19 protein-coding genes are annotated in these 19294 nt (G+C 59.7%); 9 read left to right on the top strand and 10 right to left on the bottom strand.

The window, feature by feature from the left end; translation table 11 throughout:
* Nucleotides 1-88: 88 nt before the first annotated feature.
* Entirely contained in the window at nt 89-1552 is a 1464-nt protein-coding gene (gene rhlB, locus FHW75_RS17005; protein WP_027609122.1) for an ATP-dependent RNA helicase RhlB, read from the bottom strand.
* Between the two features lie 101 nt (nt 1553-1653).
* Nucleotides 1654-2310: an alpha/beta hydrolase gene (locus tag FHW75_RS17000; protein WP_019098027.1), complete on the bottom strand. Its 657-nt coding sequence runs from the start codon at nt 2308-2310 to the stop codon at nt 1654-1656.
* A gap of 332 nt (nt 2311-2642) precedes the next feature.
* Between FHW75_RS17000 and FHW75_RS16995 the strand changes: the two genes are divergently transcribed.
* The 4 genes from FHW75_RS16995 (at nt 2643) to FHW75_RS16980 (ending at nt 6800) form a co-directional block, all read left to right on the top strand.
* Entirely contained in the window at nt 2643-3671 is a 1029-nt protein-coding gene (locus tag FHW75_RS16995; RefSeq protein WP_016713531.1) for an amino acid ABC transporter substrate-binding protein, read from the top strand.
* A gap of 67 nt (nt 3672-3738) precedes the next feature.
* Nucleotides 3739-4917, top strand: coding sequence for an amino acid ABC transporter permease (locus FHW75_RS16990; protein ID WP_027615376.1), 1179 nt, complete (start codon nt 3739-3741; stop codon nt 4915-4917).
* A gap of 10 nt (nt 4918-4927) precedes the next feature.
* Nucleotides 4928-6025: an amino acid ABC transporter permease gene (locus FHW75_RS16985; protein ID WP_016713533.1), complete on the top strand. Its 1098-nt coding sequence runs from the start codon at nt 4928-4930 to the stop codon at nt 6023-6025.
* Between the two features lie 10 nt (nt 6026-6035).
* Entirely contained in the window at nt 6036-6800 is a 765-nt protein-coding gene (locus tag FHW75_RS16980; RefSeq protein WP_003251792.1) for an amino acid ABC transporter ATP-binding protein, read from the top strand.
* 31 nt (nt 6801-6831) lie between these two features.
* On the opposite strand, the gene algW is transcribed toward FHW75_RS16980, so the two are convergent.
* Nucleotides 6832-7992 (bottom strand): Do family serine endopeptidase AlgW, encoded by a 1161-nt coding sequence (gene algW / locus FHW75_RS16975; RefSeq protein WP_019098030.1) that lies wholly within the window; start codon nt 7990-7992, stop codon nt 6832-6834.
* Nucleotides 7993-8149: 157 nt separating this feature from the next.
* Between algW and FHW75_RS16970 the strand changes: the two genes are divergently transcribed.
* The 4 genes from FHW75_RS16970 to FHW75_RS16955 all read left to right on the top strand — a co-directional run bounded on the left by FHW75_RS16970 (nt 8150) and on the right by FHW75_RS16955 (nt 12789).
* Complete coding sequence (locus tag FHW75_RS16970; protein WP_084297078.1) at nt 8150-8908, top strand: Nif3-like dinuclear metal center hexameric protein; 759 nt, start codon at nt 8150-8152, stop codon at nt 8906-8908.
* Nucleotides 8909-9103: 195 nt separating this feature from the next.
* Nucleotides 9104-10021: a sulfate adenylyltransferase subunit CysD gene (gene cysD, locus FHW75_RS16965; protein WP_013974136.1), complete on the top strand. Its 918-nt coding sequence runs from the start codon at nt 9104-9106 to the stop codon at nt 10019-10021.
* Nucleotides 10022-10036: 15 nt separating this feature from the next.
* Nucleotides 10037-11938: a sulfate adenylyltransferase subunit CysN gene (gene cysN, locus FHW75_RS16960; protein ID WP_016713536.1), complete on the top strand. Its 1902-nt coding sequence runs from the start codon at nt 10037-10039 to the stop codon at nt 11936-11938.
* A 215-nt stretch (nt 11939-12153) separates the two neighbouring features.
* Nucleotides 12154-12789 carry a hypothetical protein gene (locus FHW75_RS16955; RefSeq protein ID WP_080587366.1) on the top strand — a complete coding sequence of 212 codons (636 nt, stop codon included), beginning with the start codon at nt 12154-12156 and terminating at the stop codon, nt 12787-12789.
* 237 nt (nt 12790-13026) lie between these two features.
* On the opposite strand, the gene FHW75_RS16950 is transcribed toward FHW75_RS16955, so the two are convergent.
* From FHW75_RS16950 to FHW75_RS16925, 6 genes are all read right to left on the bottom strand, one after another.
* Nucleotides 13027-13467 (bottom strand): RES family NAD+ phosphorylase, encoded by a 441-nt coding sequence (locus tag FHW75_RS16950; RefSeq protein WP_260308786.1) that lies wholly within the window; start codon nt 13465-13467, stop codon nt 13027-13029.
* Nucleotides 13468-13479: 12 nt separating this feature from the next.
* Nucleotides 13480-13746 (bottom strand): bacteriocin immunity protein, encoded by a 267-nt coding sequence (locus tag FHW75_RS16945; protein WP_183674101.1) that lies wholly within the window; start codon nt 13744-13746, stop codon nt 13480-13482.
* Nucleotides 13740-14060 carry a hypothetical protein gene (locus FHW75_RS16940; RefSeq protein WP_019098035.1) on the bottom strand — a complete coding sequence of 107 codons (321 nt, stop codon included), beginning with the start codon at nt 14058-14060 and terminating at the stop codon, nt 13740-13742. The genes FHW75_RS16945 and FHW75_RS16940 overlap by 7 nt, the downstream gene beginning before the upstream one ends.
* Nucleotides 14061-14343: 283 nt before the next feature.
* On the bottom strand, nt 14344-14616 hold the full coding sequence (locus FHW75_RS16935; protein ID WP_033694650.1) for a bacteriocin immunity protein: 273 nt from the start codon (nt 14614-14616) through the stop codon (nt 14344-14346).
* Entirely contained in the window at nt 14591-16852 is a 2262-nt protein-coding gene (locus FHW75_RS16930) for an S-type pyocin domain-containing protein (protein WP_183674129.1), read from the bottom strand. Before FHW75_RS16930 ends, FHW75_RS16935 begins: the two co-directional genes overlap by 26 nt.
* A 112-nt stretch (nt 16853-16964) precedes the next feature.
* Complete coding sequence (locus FHW75_RS16925) at nt 16965-17444, bottom strand: Lrp/AsnC family transcriptional regulator (RefSeq protein WP_016498026.1); 480 nt, start codon at nt 17442-17444, stop codon at nt 16965-16967.
* 127 nt (nt 17445-17571) lie between these two features.
* On the opposite strand from FHW75_RS16925, the gene FHW75_RS16920 reads away from it, so the two are divergent.
* On the top strand, nt 17572-18768 hold the full coding sequence (locus tag FHW75_RS16920) for a methionine gamma-lyase (RefSeq protein ID WP_016713538.1): 1197 nt from the start codon (nt 17572-17574) through the stop codon (nt 18766-18768).
* Between the two features lie 47 nt (nt 18769-18815).
* On the opposite strand, the gene FHW75_RS16915 is transcribed toward FHW75_RS16920, so the two are convergent.
* Nucleotides 18816-19253 carry a YhcB family protein gene (locus FHW75_RS16915; RefSeq protein WP_016713539.1) on the bottom strand — a complete coding sequence of 146 codons (438 nt, stop codon included), beginning with the start codon at nt 19251-19253 and terminating at the stop codon, nt 18816-18818.
* Nucleotides 19254-19294: the final 41 nt, after the last annotated feature.

The following is a 19294-nucleotide window of genomic DNA, read 5'->3' as shown; positions in this document are numbered from 1 at the left end:
GCGGGCTTGCCCGCTCCCACAGGTACGCCACAGCTTCCGAAACCTGTGGAGGTGGGAGCGGGCAAGCGCGCGAAGAATCCAACACCGGTCAGTGATGCTTGCGCGGCACCGGCTTCAGCAGCTCATCCGGCGGCATCTCACACTTGATCTTGCGCCCCAGCAGTTCTTCGATCGCCGGCAGCTGGTAGGAGTCATCCTCCCCGGCAAAGCTGATCGACACGCCACTGGTCCCCGCACGGCCTGTGCGGCCAATGCGGTGCACGTAGTCATCCGGGTCTTCCGGCAGGGTGAAGTTGATCACGTGGCTGATGCCATCGATGTGAATACCTCGCCCCGCCACATCAGTCGCCACCAGCACGGTAATGCGCCCTTCGCGGAAGCTTTCCAGTGTACGAATGCGCTTGTGCTGCGGCACGTCGCCCGACAGCTGGGCGGCATTGATGCCGTCGCGTACCAGTTTTTCCTCGATGCGCCGCACTTCGTCCTTGCGGTTGGCAAACACCATCACCCGTTCCCATTTGTTCTGGGTCACCAGGTTGTACAGCAGCTTGTACTTGTCGCTGCCGGCCACGGCATACACGTGCTGCTCGACCGTTTCGCTGGCCACGTTCTCCGGCTCGATCTCGACGATGGCCGGGTTGGTGGTCCACTGCTTGGCCAGGTTCATCACGTCGTCGGTGAAGGTGGCCGAGAACAGCAGCGTCTGGCGCTCGCTTTTCGGCGGCGTCTGGCGAATGATCTGGCGTACCTGCGGGATGAAGCCCATGTCGAGCATGCGGTCGGCTTCGTCCAGCACCATCACCTCGACCATGTCCAGGTGCACTTCGCCGCGCTGGTTGAAGTCCAGCAGGCGACCCGGGGTGGCGACCAGGATGTCGCAGTGGCGCGCTTCCAGGGCCTTGAGCTGCTTGTCGAAGTCCATACCGCCGACGAAGCTCATCACGTTCAGACCGGTGTACTTGGTCAGGGCGATGGCGTCCTTGGCGATTTGCACCACCAGCTCGCGGGTGGGCGCGATGATCAGCGCGCGCGGTTCACCCATGTAACGCTCTTTGGGCGGCGGCGTCTGCTGCAGCTGGGAAATGATCGAAATCAGGAACGCAGCGGTTTTGCCGGTACCGGTCTGCGCCCGGCCAATGGCGTCCTGGCCACGCAGGGTGTAACCCAGCACCTGCGCCTGGATCGGCGTGCAGTACGGGAAGCCCAGGTCGTGGATGGCGTGCATCAGCTCGTTGGACAGCTTGAAGTCGTGGAAGCGGGTTTTGCCTTCCTGCGGCTCGACCACGAAGTCTTCCGGCTTCCACAGGCTGGCCTGCGGCTTGGGCTTGCGTTCACGACGCGGATTTTCCTTGGCCGGGGTGTCGGCGGCTGGCGTAGCGGCGGTGGGCTGTTCGGCCTTAGGGGCGGATTTGGCGCGTGGAGCGGCCGGTTTGGGCGCGGGCCGGGCCTCTGCAGCAGGGGCGGGCGCAGGCGGCGTCACACTGGCAGCAGGAGCGGCGGCCTGTGGCGCGGCGTCTCCCTTGCCGAATATTTTCTTGAGTGCCTTGAGCACGATCGTCTCATCAACTGGTTAAGGAATGTACGCCGGGCAGTGTAAAGCAAGAACCGGGCGCGGCGTAGTGGAATAGCCCTACAACTACAAGCGGTGCTGGCTTATTGCAGTTGCTTGGCCAGCCATTCGTGGATGTCGTTCAGCTCCTCGACCACCACCTCGTGCTCCATCGGGTACTCGTGCCAGCGGGCGGCCACACCCCAGGTGTTCAGGAACTCGAAGGCGGTGCGGCCCATGGACGGGATGACCACCGGGTCGTGCACGCCGTGCAGGCACAGGGCCGGGGTGCGTTGCTGGCACGCACTCAACTGGTGCTGGTCGTTGAAGGTGGGGGCATAGGTGGACAGGGCAATCACCCCGCCCAGTGCTTCTTGCCACTTTATATAGGCAGTGTGCAGCACCACCGCGCCACCCTGGGAGAAACCGGCCAGGAAGATACGCGACAGGTTGATGCCTTTGGCCTGCTCGGCCTTGATCAGGGCAATCACCTGCTCGGCCGACTCTTCCAGCTGCGCTTCGTCAATGGCGCGGGCCGGGGTCATGGCCTTGATGTCATACCAGCTGGGCATGGCATACCCGCCATTTATGGTGACTGGACGGGTCGGGGCCTGGGGCATGATGAAGCGGGTGCTGAGCAGGCGCTCCTGCATGAATTCGGCCACAGGTAGGAAGTCGTAACGGTCTGCACCCAGACCGTGCAACCAGATCACACAGGCATCAGCGGTTTTCTGCGGTTCGAGAATCAGCGGGTTGGTCATGACTGCTCCGAAAGTGTGCGGGTCTTGTTATGGCGTGCGTGAAAAGAAGGCGCTGGAAATGATTGTCGGAAAAAGAATGTCGCAACGATACAACTTTCCCTACTTGACGAGCGCTTAAACGCTACAGCCACGAATTTTGGTACGCGCTTTGCAATTCAACCTGTGATGCAAAGGGCAGGCCGTGACGGTAACACCCTTTGCACGCGAAGGCTGTCATAGAACAGCCCATTGCGCCAATTGACCCAATAACAAGCCAATACGGGTCGGATACGCCTCAAAAGGGTGCGGTGCAATTCCGGCTCGATACAACAAGAGCGATTTGGAGGTTGTGAATGAAGATGTTGAAAACCACCCTGGCAGTCCTGACCGCTGCCGCCGCGCTGGGCGCCGTGAGCAACGCCCAAGCTGGCGCCACCCTCGATGCGGTAAAGAAGAAGGGCTTCGTCCAGTGTGGCGTGAGCGACGGTCTTCCGGGCTTCTCGGTCCCTGATGCGCAGGGCAAGATCGTCGGTATCGACGCCGATGTTTGCCGCGCCGTGGCCGCCGCCGTGTTCGGCGATGCGACCAAGGTCAAGTTCAGCCAGCTCAACGCCAAGGAACGCTTCACCGCCCTGCAGTCGGGCGAAGTGGACGTGCTGTCGCGCAACACCACCTGGACCAGCTCGCGCGATGCCGGCATGGGCCTGGTGTTTGCCGGTGTTACCTACTATGACGGCGTTGGCTTTTTGGTCAACAAGAAGCTGGGTGTTTCCAGCGCCAAGGAGCTCGATGGCGCGACCATCTGTATCCAGGCCGGTACCACCACAGAGCTGAACGTCTCGGACTTCTTCCGCGCCAATAACCTCAAGTACACGCCGATCACCTTCGACACCTCGGACGAAAGCGCCAAGTCGCTGGAATCGGGCCGTTGCGACGTGCTGACCTCGGACAAGTCGCAGCTGTTCGCCCAGCGCTCCAAGCTGGCCGCGCCGACCGAGTACGTGGTGCTGCCGGAGACCATCTCCAAGGAACCGCTGGGCCCGGTGGTGCGTAAAGGCGACGAGGAGTGGTTCAGCATCGTCAAGTGGACCCTGTTCGCCATGCTCAACGCCGAAGAGGCGGGCATCACCTCGAAGAATGTCGAGGCCGAAGCCAAGGCCACCAAGAACCCGGACGTCGCCCGCCTGCTGGGCGCGGACGGTGAGTACGGCAAGGACCTCAAGCTGCCCAAAGACTGGGTAGTGCAAATCGTGAAGCAAGTCGGCAACTACGGCGAAGTGTTCGAGAAGAATCTGGGCCAGAGCACCGACCTGAAGATCGACCGTGGCATGAACGCCCTGTGGAACAACGGCGGCATCCAGTACGCGCCACCTGTGCGCTGATGGCTGCACCCTGCGGCGGCATCCCGTCGCCGCAGGCTGTTCGAATCCCTACTGTCCGGGGCACTTCATGCAAAATCAAATCGGCGCACCCAAGGGCTTGTCCCTTAACGATCCGCGTGTGCGCGCGTGGCTGTTCCAGATCCTCACGATCGTTTTCGTGGTCGGCCTGGGCTGGTACCTGTTCCACAACACGCAAACCAACCTGCAACACCGGGGGATTACCTCGGGCTTCGACTTTCTCGACCGCAGTGCCGGCTTCGGCATCGCACAGCACCTGATTCCCTATGTGGAATCCGACAGCTATGCGCGGGTGTTCGTCATCGGCCTGCTCAATACCCTGCTGGTGACCTTCATCGGTGTCATTCTGGCGACGATCCTGGGGTTCATCATCGGTGTGGCGCGGTTGTCGCCTAACTGGATGATCAACAAGCTGGCGACCGTGTATGTGGAAACCTTCCGCAACATTCCGCCGTTGTTGCAGATCCTGTTCTGGTACTTCGCCGTGTTTCTGACCCTGCCGGGACCGCGGGGCAGCATCAACATCGACGACACCTTCTTTATCAGTAACCGTGGCCTGAACATGCCCGGCGCTTCGATGGCCGACGGCTTCTGGCCGTTCGTCGTTGCCTTGGCCGTGGCGGTGGTGGCGATCGTGGTGATGGTGCGTTACGCCAACAAGCGCTTCGACGAGACCGGCGTGCCGTTTCACAAGTTCTGGGTGGGGCTGGCGTTGTTCGTCGCCATTCCGGGCCTGAGCGTGCTGCTGTTCGGCAGCCCGGTGACCTGGGAAGTACCGCAACTGAAAGGCTTCAACTTCGTCGGTGGCTGGGTATTGATCCCTGAGCTGCTGGCGCTGACCCTGGCCCTGACGATCTATACGGCCGCCTTCATCGCCGAAATCGTGCGTTCCGGCATCCGTTCGGTCAGTCACGGCCAGACCGAAGCCGCACGCTCGCTGGGCCTGCGCGAGGGGCCGACCCTGCGCAAGGTGATCATCCCCCAGGCACTGCGGGTGATCATTCCGCCGCTGACCAGCCAATACCTGAACCTGGCGAAGAACTCGTCGCTGGCGGCCGGTATCGGCTACCCGGAGATGGTCTCGCTGTTCGCCGGTACCGTGCTCAACCAGACCGGCCAGGCCATCGAGGTGATTGCGATCACCATGAGTGTCTATCTCGCCATCAGCATCAGCATTTCGCTGCTGATGAACTGGTACAACAAGCGCATTGCGCTGATCGAGCGGTGAGGATACGCCCGTGAATGCCCATGTTTTCAAACCCGACATGCCGCCACCGGTGAAAACCGTCGGCGTGCTCGCATGGATGCGTGCCAATCTGTTTTCCAGCTGGCTCAACACGCTGCTGACCCTGTTTGCCATCTACCTGGTGTGGTTGATCGTGCCGCCGCTCATCCAGTGGGCGTTGATCGACGCCAACTGGGTCGGCACCACCCGCGCCGACTGCACCAAGGAAGGCGCCTGCTGGGTGTTCGTGCAGCAGCGCTTCGGCCAGTTCATGTACGGCTATTACCCGGCTGAGTTGCGCTGGCGCGTGGACCTGACCGTGTGGCTTGCCGTGCTCGGCGCTGCTCCGCTGTTCATCAAGCGCTTCCCGCGCAAGGCCTTCTATGGCCTGGGGTTCCTGGTGCTGTACCCGATCCTGGCCTACACCCTGCTGCATGGCGGCGTGCTTGGCCTGGAAACCGTGGCTACAAGCCAGTGGGGCGGGCTGATGCTGACCCTGGTGATCGCCACCGTGGGTATCGTTGGCGCCTTGCCGCTGGGCATCCTGCTGGCCCTGGGCCGGCGTTCGCGGATGCCGGCCGTGAAGGTGGTGTGTGTGACCTTCATCGAGTTCTGGCGTGGCGTGCCGTTGATCACCGTGCTGTTCATGTCGTCGGTGATGCTGCCGTTGTTCCTGCCTGAAGGCATGAGCTTCGACAAGCTGCTGCGTGCGATGATCGGCGTGATCCTGTTCCAGTCGGCGTACATCGCCGAAGTGGTACGCGGGGGCCTGCAAGCCATCCCCAAGGGCCAGTACGAAGCCGCTGCGGCCATGGGCCTGGGCTACTGGCGCGCGATGGGCCTGGTGATTCTGCCGCAGGCGCTCAAGCTGGTTATTCCCGGCATCGTCAACACCTTCATTGCCTTGTTCAAGGACACCAGCCTGGTGATCATCATCGGCCTGTTCGACCTGCTGAACAGCGTCAAGCAAGCCGCCGCCGACCCGGCCTGGCTGGGCATGGCCACCGAGGGCTATGTGTTCGCCGCCCTGGTGTTCTGGATTTTCTGTTTCGGTATGTCCCGCTACTCCATGCACCTGGAGCGCAAGCTGGACACTGGCCACAAGCGTTAGGAGTTTCGAAATGAGTGAAGCGATCAAGCAGCCTGCTGGCCCCGAAGGCATCATCCAGATGCAGGGTGTGAACAAGTGGTATGGCCAGTTCCATGTGCTCAAGGACATCAATCTGAACGTGCGCCAGGGCGAGCGTATCGTACTGTGCGGGCCGTCCGGCTCGGGCAAGTCCACCACCATCCGTTGCCTGAACCGCCTGGAAGAACACCAGCAGGGGCGCATCGTGGTGGATGGCGTGGAACTGACCAACGATCTCAAGCAGATCGAGGCCATCCGCCGCGAGGTGGGCATGGTGTTCCAGCACTTCAACCTGTTCCCGCACCTGAGCATTCTGGAAAACTGCACCCTGGCGCCAATGTGGGTGCGCAAGATGCCCCGGCGCAAGGCTGAGGAAATTGCCATGCACTACCTGGAGCGCGTGCGCATTCCAGAGCAGGCGCACAAGTACCCGGGGCAGTTGTCCGGTGGCCAGCAGCAGCGTGTGGCGATTGCCCGTGCGCTGTGCATGAAGCCGAAGATCATGCTGTTCGACGAACCGACCTCGGCGCTGGACCCGGAAATGGTCAAGGAAGTGCTCGATACCATGGTGGGCCTGGCCGAGGATGGCATGACCATGCTCTGTGTAACCCACGAAATGGGCTTTGCCCGCACCGTGGCGAACCGGGTGATTTTCATGGACAAGGGGGAGATCGTGGAGCAGGCGGCGCCGGATGACTTCTTCGACCGGCCGCGCAGTGACCGGACCAAGTTGTTCCTCAGCCAGATCCTGCACTGATGCAAATGGGGCCGCTAAGCGGCCCCATTTTTTACTTCTCTTCTTGCGTGGCAGCCGGCGCAGGCGGCGGTCGCAGCCCCACCTCGGCAATCAGTTTCAACTGTTGCCCATTGCGCATTACCTCGATGGTGATCTTCTCGTTAGGCTTGATCCGCGCCACCTGGTTCATCGACTTGCGCCCGTCGCCGGCCGGTTCGCCGTTGATGCTCAGAATCACGTCACCCAGTTGCAGCCCGGCTTTGGCCGCCGGCCCTTCGCGGAAGATGCCCGCCACCACGATACCCGGGCGGTCCTTCATGCCGAACGACTCGGCCAGCTCCTGGCTCAGCGGCTGAACTTCGATGCCCAGCCAGCCACGGATCACCTGGCCATGCTCGACGATCGACTTCATCACCTCCAGCGCCAGTTTCACCGGGATGGCGAAGCCGATGCCCTGCGAACCGCCCGACTTCGAGAAGATCGCGGTATTGATGCCGACCAGGTTGCCATTGGCATCGACCAGCGCGCCGCCCGAGTTGCCAGGGTTGATCGCTGCGTCGGTCTGGATGAAGTCTTCGTAGTTGTTCAGGCCCAGCTGGTTGCGGCCGGTGGCACTGATGATACCCATGGTGACGGTTTGGCCGACGCCGAACGGGTTACCAATGGCCAGCGACACATCGCCGATGTGAATGGTGTCGGAACGGCCGATGGTGATGGCCGGCAGGTTCTTCAGGTCGATCTTCAGCACTGCCAGGTCGGTTTCCGGGTCGCTGCCGATCACTCGGGCCAGCGTTTCGCGGCCATCCTTCAAGGCCACGACGATCTGGTCGGCCCCGCTGGTGACATGGTTATTGGTCAGCAGGTAGCCCTCGGGGCTCATGATCACCGCCGAGCCCAGGCTCGACTCCCAGCGGCGCTGCTTGGGCAGGTTGTCGCCGAAGAAGCGGCGGAACTGTGGGTCTTCGAACAATGGATGGGCACTTTTGTTCACCACTTTGGTGGTGTACAGGTTGACCACCGCAGGCGCGGCCAGCGTCACCGCGTCGGCGTAAGACACCGGGCCCTGCATGATGCGGGTGGTCTGCGGCGCCTGTTGCAGGTTGACGTCCTGGCTGGGCAGGCCGACCCATTCCGGGAAGCGCTGGATGATCAGCATGGCGATCAGCACGCCGGTGAGCAGGGGCCAGCCAAAGTAACGAAACGCCTTGAACATGAACGAATCCTGGAAAGAGCAGGGGCCATTGGCCGCGCAGTGGGGCATGAGCGCGCGCGATCATACACCGGTTCCCCCAGTGCCGGCGACGGCCCATAATGGCCGGCATTATACGGGCGTTGCGCCCGAGAAAAGCGCAGTTTTCGAGGAGATTTTCATGGCCGTCGCTCTCAACACCCTGGTCGAGGAAGCCGAACGCTACCTTGGCAGCGCGAAGATCCAGGATTATTGCCCCAATGGCCTGCAGGTCGAAGGCCGGCCACAGGTCAGCCGCATCGTCAGCGGTGTTACCGCCAGCCAGGCGTTGCTGGATGCCGCAGTCGAGGCCGAGGCCGACCTGGTACTGGTGCACCATGGTTACTTCTGGAAGGGTGAGAACCCGTGCATCACAGGCATTCGTCAGCGTCGGCTGAAGACCCTGCTGAACAACGATATCAGCCTGCTGGCCTTTCACCTGCCGCTGGATATGCACCCGGACGTCGGCAACAACGTGCAGCTGGCACGGCAACTGGACATCACCGTCGAAGGGCCGCTGGACCCGGAAAACCCCAAGGTGGTGGGACTGGTCGGCTCGCTGGTCGAGCCGATGACCGCGCGCGATTTTGCCCGCCGGGTGCAGGAAGTGCTGGGGCGTGAGCCGTTGTTGGTGGAAGGGGAGCAGATGATCCGCCGGGTTGGCTGGTGCACCGGTGGCGGGCAGGGTTACATCGATACGGCGATTGCGGCCGGAGTGGACCTGTACCTGACGGGTGAGGCATCCGAGCAGACCTACCACAGTGCACGCGAGAACGGCGTCAGCTTCATCGCGGCCGGGCACCATGCCACCGAGCGATATGGCGTGCAGGCGTTGGGTGATTACCTGGCGCGGCGGTTTGCCGTGGAGCACCTGTTCATCGACTGCCCGAACCCCATCTGAGATCGGTGTTGCCTTCTTCGCGGGCATGCCCGCGAAGGGCCGCAGGGCGGCCCCCCTTTCAGCCCAAACCCCCAGTCATATCGTTAGACCTTTTCGATCTAGCCCGGCTCCTAAATAGAAGAAGCCGCTGTGATAAAGTGGCTCGCTCGAACACGGCCCGCAGGCCGTCCATAAGATCGTTTTTCGTGAGTAGCCATGGTCGACAAACTGACGCACTTGAAACAGCTGGAGGCGGAGAGCATCCACATTATCCGCGAGGTGGCCGCCGAGTTCGATAACCCGGTGATGCTGTACTCGATCGGCAAGGATTCCGCCGTGATGCTGCACCTGGCGCGCAAGGCCTTCTTTCCGGGCAAACTGCCGTTCCCGGTGATGCACGTCGACACCCAGTGGAAATTCCAGGAGATGTACAGCTTCCGCGACAAAATGGTCGAGGAAATGGGCCTGGAGCTGATCACCCACGTCAACCCCGAAGGTGTGGCGCAGGGCATCAACCCGTTCACCCATGGCAGCTCCAAGCACACCGACATCATGAAAACCCAGGGCCTGAAGCAGGCACTGGACAAGCATGGTTTCGACGCCGCCTTCGGTGGCGCGCGCCGCGACGAAGAGAAGTCGCGGGCCAAGGAGCGTGTATATTCGTTCCGGGACAGCAAGCACCGCTGGGACCCGAAAAACCAGCGCCCCGAGCTGTGGAACGTTTACAACGGCAAGGTCAACAAGGGCGAGTCGATCCGCGTCTTCCCGCTGTCGAACTGGACCGAGCTGGACATCTGGCAGTACATCTACCTCGAAGGCATCCCGATCGTGCCGCTGTACTTCGCCGCTGAGCGTGAAGTGATCGAGAAGAACGGCACCCTGATCATGATCGACGACGAGCGCATCCTCGAGCATCTCACCGATGAAGAGAAAGCGCGCATCGTCAAGAAGAAGGTGCGTTTCCGTACCCTCGGTTGCTACCCGTTGACGGGTGCTGTCGAGTCGGAAGCCGAGACCCTGACGGACATCATTCAGGAAATGCTCCTGACCCGTACGTCCGAGCGCCAGGGCCGTGTCATCGACCACGATGGCGCCGGTTCCATGGAAGACAAGAAACGCCAAGGCTACTTCTAATTTCAGGGTTACTCCATGTCGCACCAATCTGATCTGATCAGCGAGGACATCCTCGCCTACCTGGCCCAGCACGAGCGCAAGGAACTGCTGCGTTTCCTGACCTGCGGCAACGTTGACGACGGCAAGAGCACCCTGATCGGGCGCCTGCTGCACGACTCGAAGATGATCTACGAGGACCACCTCGAGGCCATCACCCGTGATTCGAAGAAAGTCGGCACCACCGGCGAAGAAGTCGACCTGGCACTGCTGGTAGACGGCCTGCAGGCCGAGCGCGAGCAGGGCATCACCATCGATGTCGCCTACCGCTACTTCTCCACCGCCAAGCGCAAGTTCATCATCGCCGACACCCCGGGCCACGAGCAGTACACCCGCAACATGGCCACCGGTGCGTCCACCTGCGACCTGGCGATTATCCTGGTCGATGCCCGCTACGGCGTGCAGACCCAGACCCGCCGCCACAGCTACATTGCTTCGTTGCTGGGCATCAAGCACATCGTGGTCGCGGTCAACAAGATGGACCTCAAAGGCTTCGATCAGGACGTCTTCGAGTCGATCAAGGCGGATTACCTGAAGTTTGCCGACGCCATCAACCTGACCCCGAGCAGCCTGCACTTCGTGCCGATGTCGGCGCTCAAGGGCGACAACGTGGTCAACCACAGCGAGCGTTCGCCGTGGTACGCCGGCCCGACGCTGATGGAAATCCTCGAAACCGTCGAAGTGTCGGCCGACCGCAACTTCACCGACCTGCGCTTCCCGGTGCAGTACGTGAACCGCCCGAACCTGAACTTCCGCGGCTTCGCCGGTACCATCGCCAGCGGCGTGGTACACAAGGGCGACGAAATCGTCGTGCTGCCGTCGGGCAAGAGCAGCCGCGTCAAGTCCATCGTCACCTACGAAGGTGAACTGGAAAACGCAGGCCCTGGCCAGGCCGTTACCCTGACCATGGAAGACGAGATCGACATCTCCCGTGGCGACCTGCTGGTACACGCCGACAACGTTCCGCCGGTAACCGACCAGTTTGACGCCATGCTGGTGTGGATGGCTGAAGAGCCAATGCTGCCGGGCAAGAAGTACGACATCAAGCGCGCCACCAGCTACGTGCCGGGCTCGATTGCCAGCATCACCCACAAGGTCGATGTGAACACCCTTGAGCAGGGCGCTGCCAGTGCACTGCAACTGAACGAGATCGGCCGCGTCAAGGTGGCCCTGGACGCTTCGATCGCCCTGGACGGTTACGACAGCAACCGCACAACCGGTGCGTTCATCGTCATCGACCGCCTGACCAACGGCACCGTTGGCGCCGGCATGATCATCGCCCCGCCAGTACTGCCACACGGCAGCACCGGCCAGCATGGCAAGCAGGCTCACGTGTCGACTGAAGAACGTGCACTGCGCTTCGGTCAGCAGCCAGCCACCGTGCTGTTCAGCGGTCTGTCCGGTGCTGGCAAGAGCACCCTGGCCTACGCCGTGGAGCGCAAGCTGTTCGACATGGGCCGTGCGGTTTACGTGCTCGACGGCCAGAACCTGCGCCACGACCTGAACAAGGGCCTGCCGCAAGACCGCGCCGGCCGCACCGAGAACTGGCGCCGCGCCGCCCATGTGGCGCGCCAGTTCAACGAAGCCGGCCTGCTGACCCTGGCTGCGTTCGTGGCCCCGGACGCCGAAGGCCGTGAACAGGCCAAGGCCTTGATCGGCAAAGACCGTCTGGTAACCGTCTACGTTCAGGCTTCGCCGCTGGCTTGCCGCGAGCGTGACCCGCAAGGCCTGTACGCGGCCGGTGGCGACAACATCCCGGGTGAAAGCTTCCCGTTCGATGTGCCGCTGGATGCTGACCTGGTGATCGACACCCAGTCCACCAGCGTGGATGAAGGCGTGAAGCTGGTGCTGGACGTGCTGCGTCAGCGTGGCGCGATCTAAGCGCTGGCCTGCAATAAAAAACCCCGCCTCGGCGGGGTTTTTATTTTTCGTCCCGCAAGCCTGCACCGTCCCTTGTAGGGGCAGTCTTGTGTCGCGACGGGCTGCATGGCAGACCTAAACTCTACGTTTACATATTGACTTGTTGACAAGTTGACATGTGGAGGCTGCAAGCATACTTTGGATGCCAGAAGGCTGTTCAGGCTGGAGGAAACGTAATGACAACTACTGCTGCCCACAAAGCGACTCACCCTGCATTCGCTTGCCTTGAAGCTGCCAAAGCTGCTCTGCGGCAGCGCTTTGAGGAGCATCTTGCACGTGCTTCTAAAGCAGTAGTGCTGAATGCCGTAGCCCTGGCCGACGAGCAGGCTTTTGCTGCCCTCGCCAGGGTGGACGTCGAAACGAAGCGCAGTGTTGCAACACGTAACCAGGAGGCCATGGCCAAGATGAAAGCACGCGCGTTCGAGCGTGTGATCAGCCGTTGCGAGTTGCTGGATGCCAGAACGGCCTGTGAAATACTGGGCATTTCCAAGCAGGCACTGAGTCAGAAGACAAAAGCCGGTAAGTTGCTCGCATACACGAACACTGGCAATCGCAGAAAATACTACCCGTCTTTCCAGTTCGCCGAGAACAAGCCGAGGCCATTTGTCGACGGGTTGATTCAGTCGCTCGAAGTGGACCCTGCGGATACCGAAGCCATGAATTTTCTGGTTCAGCACCTGATCGGCAACATGGATTATTCAGAGCCCGGTGAACCGAGCAACGTATTGCCACGCTTTCATTTGCTGGATAACACTGCGGCTGTGGAAGTCATCAAGCGCGACTTTTTGAACGCGTTCGAAGCTGGGCAGTGAATCCTGATCTTTCAAGGAAAGTCGGGCTTCGCGTCTACTCCAGCGCTACGCCCAGGCTGTAAAGAAACTCTACTACCGTTTCACCATTTTGCAACACTGCCAAGCTCACAGCCTGATGGCGTATCGCTTCGATCTGGATTGAGCGACCTTGGAACAGCACGATGTTGCATCCGTCCATGGACCCGGTAACGCTATAGACCGCTGACGGATAAAGCAGGCCATCAACTTGCCCTTGGCTCATGCACACTTGGCTGAGCTTTCGTGTGAATGCATAACCTTCTCTACCTTGGCCCTTAGCCTGAACGATATCCCTATTTTGTGATGAGTCGCACGGTTCGCCAGGGCAGCCACATCTACCACGTACAACTCACGTACCGTCCTGAGTAAATGTAGCGACGTCTGTTCCAGTCGCGAAAGTCGTACTGGTTGATCATCAATACCTTGGCCTGGCTGGAACGACTCGGCGATTGCAACTTCTGCAGAACAGGCCAAATAGTAGACGCCAACCTGTTTGGAAGGGTCGGCGTAGCGGGTATCGGAATCGGCGCGGTAGTTCACTGGGCTGGTATCGTAGCGAGACGCTTGAACCCTGTGCAGAAGTGAACCCGCGGGTACCTGTTTCAACAATTCCGGGTACTTGTACAGCGCTTCGAGTACTTGATCAGTCAGCTCGTTCATGGCGTGGGTTGTTCACCGCAAGTCACTGAAAACGGGGAGCTCATTTGACCTGCGCCACGCCACGATGCGCGCCACTACCCGCTCGGCGCAGCTAGCCTGCTGCTGCTCTGGGTTATAGATAAGGTCAGCGCCATCAGGATGTGCAACTACTTCGATAAAGTGCTCCAGCAATCGGTCCTGCCAATCACGCGAGCCTGTCGCCTGAGTCAACGCCTCAACAATCGATCGAAACTCACCGTATGAATAGTCGGCGAGGCTGCGCTTCAGGCTGATCACCATGGCGTCTCCGATGAAAGCGCGTATTGCATGGCGCTCATGATCCGCAGGTTTTCAGCGTCGTACATCGGCCCACCCCACTCGGGCGGGTTCAGGTGGCATAGCCGATAGCACCGCAGACCCCTTGCCGTCTCATGGAATGGCGCGCGAGGGGGCCAGCCTTTCTTGAGGCGGTTGAGTTGGGCGGGGATGAATTGCTGGCTGTAGATCGGGTCTTCTGCGATCGCCAGCCAGAAGTATTGGGAGAAATGGTCGAAGCTGTCGAATGTTCGACCTTCGAGTTTACGGATGATGAATTCTGGAAGAGGGTAGGCCATGGAGTCGTCCCTGGGTGAGAGGCAGGGAAAGTGTGTCCGGGGACGAGCTTTCTGTATGTCAGGGGTAGGCTGTATGTCAGTAGGAGCGCTCCTGGTGATTGGTAGGAATAGTCTTGGGTGCGGTTTTCCTAAACCGATATTACCTGTTTATCTTCCACCGCTTTGGATGACAAGCTGCGTGGCACATTCGCCAAATGACTCCGGGTGCGGTGCCAGCATTCTCAGCGGCGCGTCATGGCATCCGGATATGTTGAGACCCTGGGTGATCAGGGCCTCATTCTATTCAGCTAGCTTTGAAACCTTCTTTGCCATTGGTCAGGCGCCACGTTTCGACTATTTCAAGTACTTGCTCAGGCTCACCCCGGTTGTTGCCCTGCGGTCTAAAAAAAAGATCACTACCAGACGGATGCTCGGTAATTTTCTCAAAATGTTCAATCAAAGGTACCAGTACGTTGTCTGGCTCATCCTCGATAGCTGTATCAATCACTTGGAGGAAGGCAAGGAACTCTTGTTTTGTGTAATCTTCAAATTTATTTTTCAAGGCCGTCTTTTCCATGGTGAATGTGGTTGTGGGCTTTGGGCGTCAAAATTATTAAGTTGTCCATATCATATACACCACCTTGCTCGCTGATAGGCACGACATGGTGAATTTCGTGGGAGCGTTTGCTCATATACTTGTCATCTTTATCGACCCAAGGCGAGTATCCATGTTTTCTCATTCGACGGATGTCTTGAGGGCTAAACTGCTTCGAAAGCTCGGGGTCATTAGCCACAGCCTTCCAGAATTGCCGCCGGAACGCGTCAAAGCTCCTATATTCTTTATCCCTTAGAAGATCAGCAATCTGAGCAGGAATTGGAGCCCCTTCGAGGCTAGCTGCCGATTTACGCCATGTATCTGTTACCTGTGCACCATTTCCGGTCGATGTACCAGCCTCGTACCGCGGACTCTTGAACACCACCAGAATAGGCGGTAATCCCGAGTCCATGGGAAAGGTGATGATCAACCGTTCCTGGTCCAGCAAGTCTAGCGCCGGGTAACCCTCTGTTTCGGTGCTGACGGGGTTCAGGGTACTGCCGGTATAAACAACGGTACCGGGTGGCGCTGGCGGTAAGCTGGTAGAGCTTCCTTCTTCAGCGCCCGGCGCGCTGGCAGGTGTCCAGGTCAAAATCCGCTGCGGGTTATCCAGCGTCAGGCTGTAGACCTGCCGTTCACTGTCGAATGCCGCTGCACGTACGGGAATCGGCCTGCCTCCAGGCACCACATACAGATCCATGCCATGCTCGTGCTCGGCTCCCGCCAGTAAATACGGCAGGTCGATGCTGGTGGATGACGCAGCCAAGGTGGCAAGGTCTGGCCCGCCGGGCGGTGTGAGGCTGGAGAGAGGAGTACTGACAAGGTACCTGCGCTCGCTGTTACCGAGCGTTGTCGGCCAAGCCATCGCGAGAGTACCTACTGCAAGCGAGGAGAGCGCAGACGCTACAAGGCGGGTAATCGCTGCCGTAATTGTTTCGCCCAACGCTGAGTAAGCAGATTCGGCTATTGCAAACGAGGCAGCGCCAATGGGAATTACGGCCGGCGTAGATGCAACCCATCGCGCATCATTGATGTAGGTGACGCTTTGGCGCAGAGCCTCTTGCCTTTGCCGCTCGGCTTCTGCGGCCAGACGCTCGGCTTCGGCTTGTTGGCGAATTGCTTCTTCCTGTGCGGCGAGTTGCGCTTGAAGGTTTTCCACCTCCGCAGCGCGCCGCATCAGGTTTTGCGTGGCAGTTGCATAAACACCTAGGAATCTGATCGATTCATTCAACGCCAGTGCCAGGTGATATTCCTGCCAGCGTGGCCCGGCCCGGCGCAATCGTTGCTCATCGACAAGGTGCAAAAGCCCTTCAAGCTGGGGTTTCGACAGCGGACCGTTGATTCGAGGATTTTGATCCCGATACTGTGGAATTTGCGCCTGTTTGGTTTGCACCAACGCTGCGGCAGTGGCCAGGTAAGAGCTGAAGGTTTGAACCAGTGTGAGCGCCTCGTCTATGACGGTTTGCCCAAGCTCATGTTGAAGAACGTTGGGTAAACAATCGAAATGTATTTGTCGCTCTGCGTGAATCTGCGCTGTTCTGCGGGCGATTATCGTCAACAGGTCCAGAGGCTGATGGCTGAGCTCCTCCTGATCCACTTGCCTTGCCAGCCCGTACAGTTCATCTGCCAGCGCTTGGTGCTTCTGAGCTTCAAGGTGTAATTGATAGGTGCCATCCCAAGACCTCTGGAGTCTCGTGGCCCATTCAATACCTAATTCTTGACCTGTTGTCGCAGCGAAGAAGCCCGGGTCCAGAAACCGGCTCATCATGGAGTCGCCGCGTTTATAGAATGCGGGTACGCCAAAGTAATTGTTAGCTTCGGGCACTATCTGAAGGTATCTATCACGAATCTGGTTGATGCGTGACGTCAGTATTTGCTGCTCTGCTGGTGCACCTGATAACGCATTGGCTTCAGCTTTGATCTGGGCTTTCAAGGTCGCGATGGTTGCAGGAAGCTGATTTATTTCGGGCGCATATTTATCTGTATAGTCTTTCTCGACTATTTGATATTCTTCAGTCAGTACCCTGCGTGTGGAAATAACCCGAGCAACATCTTGTTTGGTTGGGCTGGTGCCGCGAGGAGGACCATCGCTCAGCCCCCAGCCGCCTGCACCAGGCCCGCCGCCCCCTCCACCAATCAGCCTCAGTTCTGCCGCTGTGGGCGCTTGTGCGCTTATATATAGCGCCTCATCGAGATAATACGTATTGTCCCGTGCCATGTAGGTTCTCCAAGTCACTACATGGGCCAGCTTTACGTATGCCGAATTCGCTGTATGTCAGCTGCGGCCTGTCAATCGGTAGGAGGCTTCTCGGTATTCGGAAAGATCTGTCTCAGATATGTTTTTCCGACACAGGTATCACCCGTCTTTCCTTCACCGCCTTGTAGGAAAAACTCGAATAAATTTCCTTCACTCCGGGCAGTCGCTGCAGCACTTCTCGAGTAAATTCCCCGAACGACTCCAGGTCCCTTGCCAGGATTTCCAGCAAAAAGTCATAGCGCCCGGAGATGTTGTGGCAGGCCACGATTTCGGGAATTTCCATCAGCCGCTGCTCGAACGCCAGCGCCATGTCCTTGGTGTGCGAGTCCATCATGATGCTGACGAACGCAGTGACGCCAAACCCCAGCGACTTGGGCGAGAGGATGGCCTGGTAGCCGGTGATGTAGCCGTTGTCTTCCAGCAGCTTGACCCGTCGCCAGCAGGGTGAGGTGGTCAGTGCCACCTGGTCGGCAAGTTCGGCGACGGTTAGGCGGGCGTTGTCCTGCAGGGCGGCAAGCAGGGCGCGGTCGGTGCGGTCGAGGCTTGAAGGCATGTTTTGCCCTCCTGGTCCGTTATTTATTGTTTTTGTTCCAGCATGCACGCAGATGCGTGGGCTACTTTGGAAAAAATCGGGCAGCTCGGTGGCATAAGCTTATAGCAAACCACAAGAGGCTGTTGCCATGCGCGACTCCCATAACAACACCGGTTTTTCCACGCGGGCCATTCACCATGGCTACGACCCGCTTTCCCATGGTGGTGCGTTGGTGCCGCCGGTGTACCAGACCGCTACCTATGCCTTCCCCACGGTCGAATACGGCGCTGCGTGCTTCGCTGGGGAGGAGGCGGGGCATTTCTACAGCCGCATCTCCAACCCCACCCTGGCACTGCTGGAACAACGCATGGCTTCACTGGAGGGCGGTGAGGCGGGGTTGGCATTGGCGTCGGGCATGGGGGCCATTACCTCGACGATCTGGACCCTGCTGCGGCCTGGTGACGAGCTGATCGTCGGGCGCACGCTGTACGGCTGCACCTTCGCCTTCCTGCACCATGGCATTGGCGAATTCGGCGTGAAAATCCGCCATGTCGACCTGAACGATGCCAAGGCCCTGAAGTCGGCGATCAACAGCAAAACACGAATGATCTACTTCGAAACGCCGGCCAACCCCAACATGCAACTGGTGGATATCGCCGTGGTGGCCGAGGCGGTGCGCGGGCATGATGTACATGTGGTGGTCGACAACACCTACTGCACGCCCTACCTGCAGCGGCCGCTGGAGCTGGGAGCGGACCTGGTGGTGCATTCGGCGACCAAGTACCTCAGTGGCCACGGTGATATCACTGCCGGCCTGGTGGTGGGACGCAAGGCGCTGATTGACCGTATCCGCCTGGAAGGGTTGAAGGATATGACCGGGGCGGTCCTGTCACCCCACGACGCAGCGCTGCTGATGCGCGGGATCAAGACCTTGGCTCTGCGCATGGACCGACATTGCGCCAATGCCCAGCAGGTGGCGGAGTTTCTGGCTCGGCAGCCGCAGGTGGAGCTGATTCACTACCCGGGGTTGCCGACGTTTGCCCAGTACGAGCTGGCGCAACGCCAGATGCGTTTGCCGGGCGGCATGATCGCTTTCGAGCTCAAGGGCGGTATCGAGGCAGGGCGGCGCTTCATGAATGCGCTACAGCTGTTTGCACGGGCGGTGAGCCTGGGGGATGCCGAGTCGTTGGCACAGCACCCGGCGAGCATGACGCACTCCAGTTACACGCCGCAAGAGCGGGCACATCACGGGATATCGGAGGGGTTGGTGAGGTTGTCGGTGGGTCTGGAGGATGTGGAGGATCTATTGGCGGATGTCGAGCAGGCATTGCAGGCTTGCAAATAGGTAAACCGAAAAAGGCCTCTTGCGAGGCCTTTTTCATGCTCAGCGGATTAACGCTTGAGCCCGTAGCTCTCATCCAGCATTCCCGGCGAGTTCGGCGCTTTCGGCGCATAGTCGCGTGGCACTTCGGCGGTGTCTTTCGGCGGGGTCAGGCGGTCACGTGGGCCTTGCGGCGCTTCGGAGTGCAGTGCAGCCAGCAGGCGTTGGCGAGTGACTTCATCCAGGGCCAGGCTGTTGGCGCCTTCGGCCAGGTGATCCTGCACGTCCTGGTAGCTTTGGGTCAGTTTCTTGACCAGCACGGCGGTGCTGTTGAAGTGGGTGACCACTTCGTTCTGGTAGCTGTCGAAACGCTTCTGGATGTCATCCAGCTGACGCTGGGTGCTGCTCGGCGCGGCATTGGGCAGCAGGCGAGCGACGACGAAACCGACTACCACGCCGATGACCAGGGCCAGGGTTGGCAACAACCAAACAAGGAGCGAGAGTTCCACGAGTCCTTCCTCTATAAACGGCTTTGCTTTACGTTAACGGC

It is taken from the genome of Pseudomonas sp. OG7 (genome assembly GCF_014192825.1).
In the GTDB taxonomy this organism is placed as follows: Bacteria; Pseudomonadota; Gammaproteobacteria; order Pseudomonadales; family Pseudomonadaceae; genus Aquipseudomonas; species Aquipseudomonas monteilii.
Note: the sequence above shows the minus strand (reverse complement) of the source record. Positions and strands in the feature narration are given on the sequence as shown.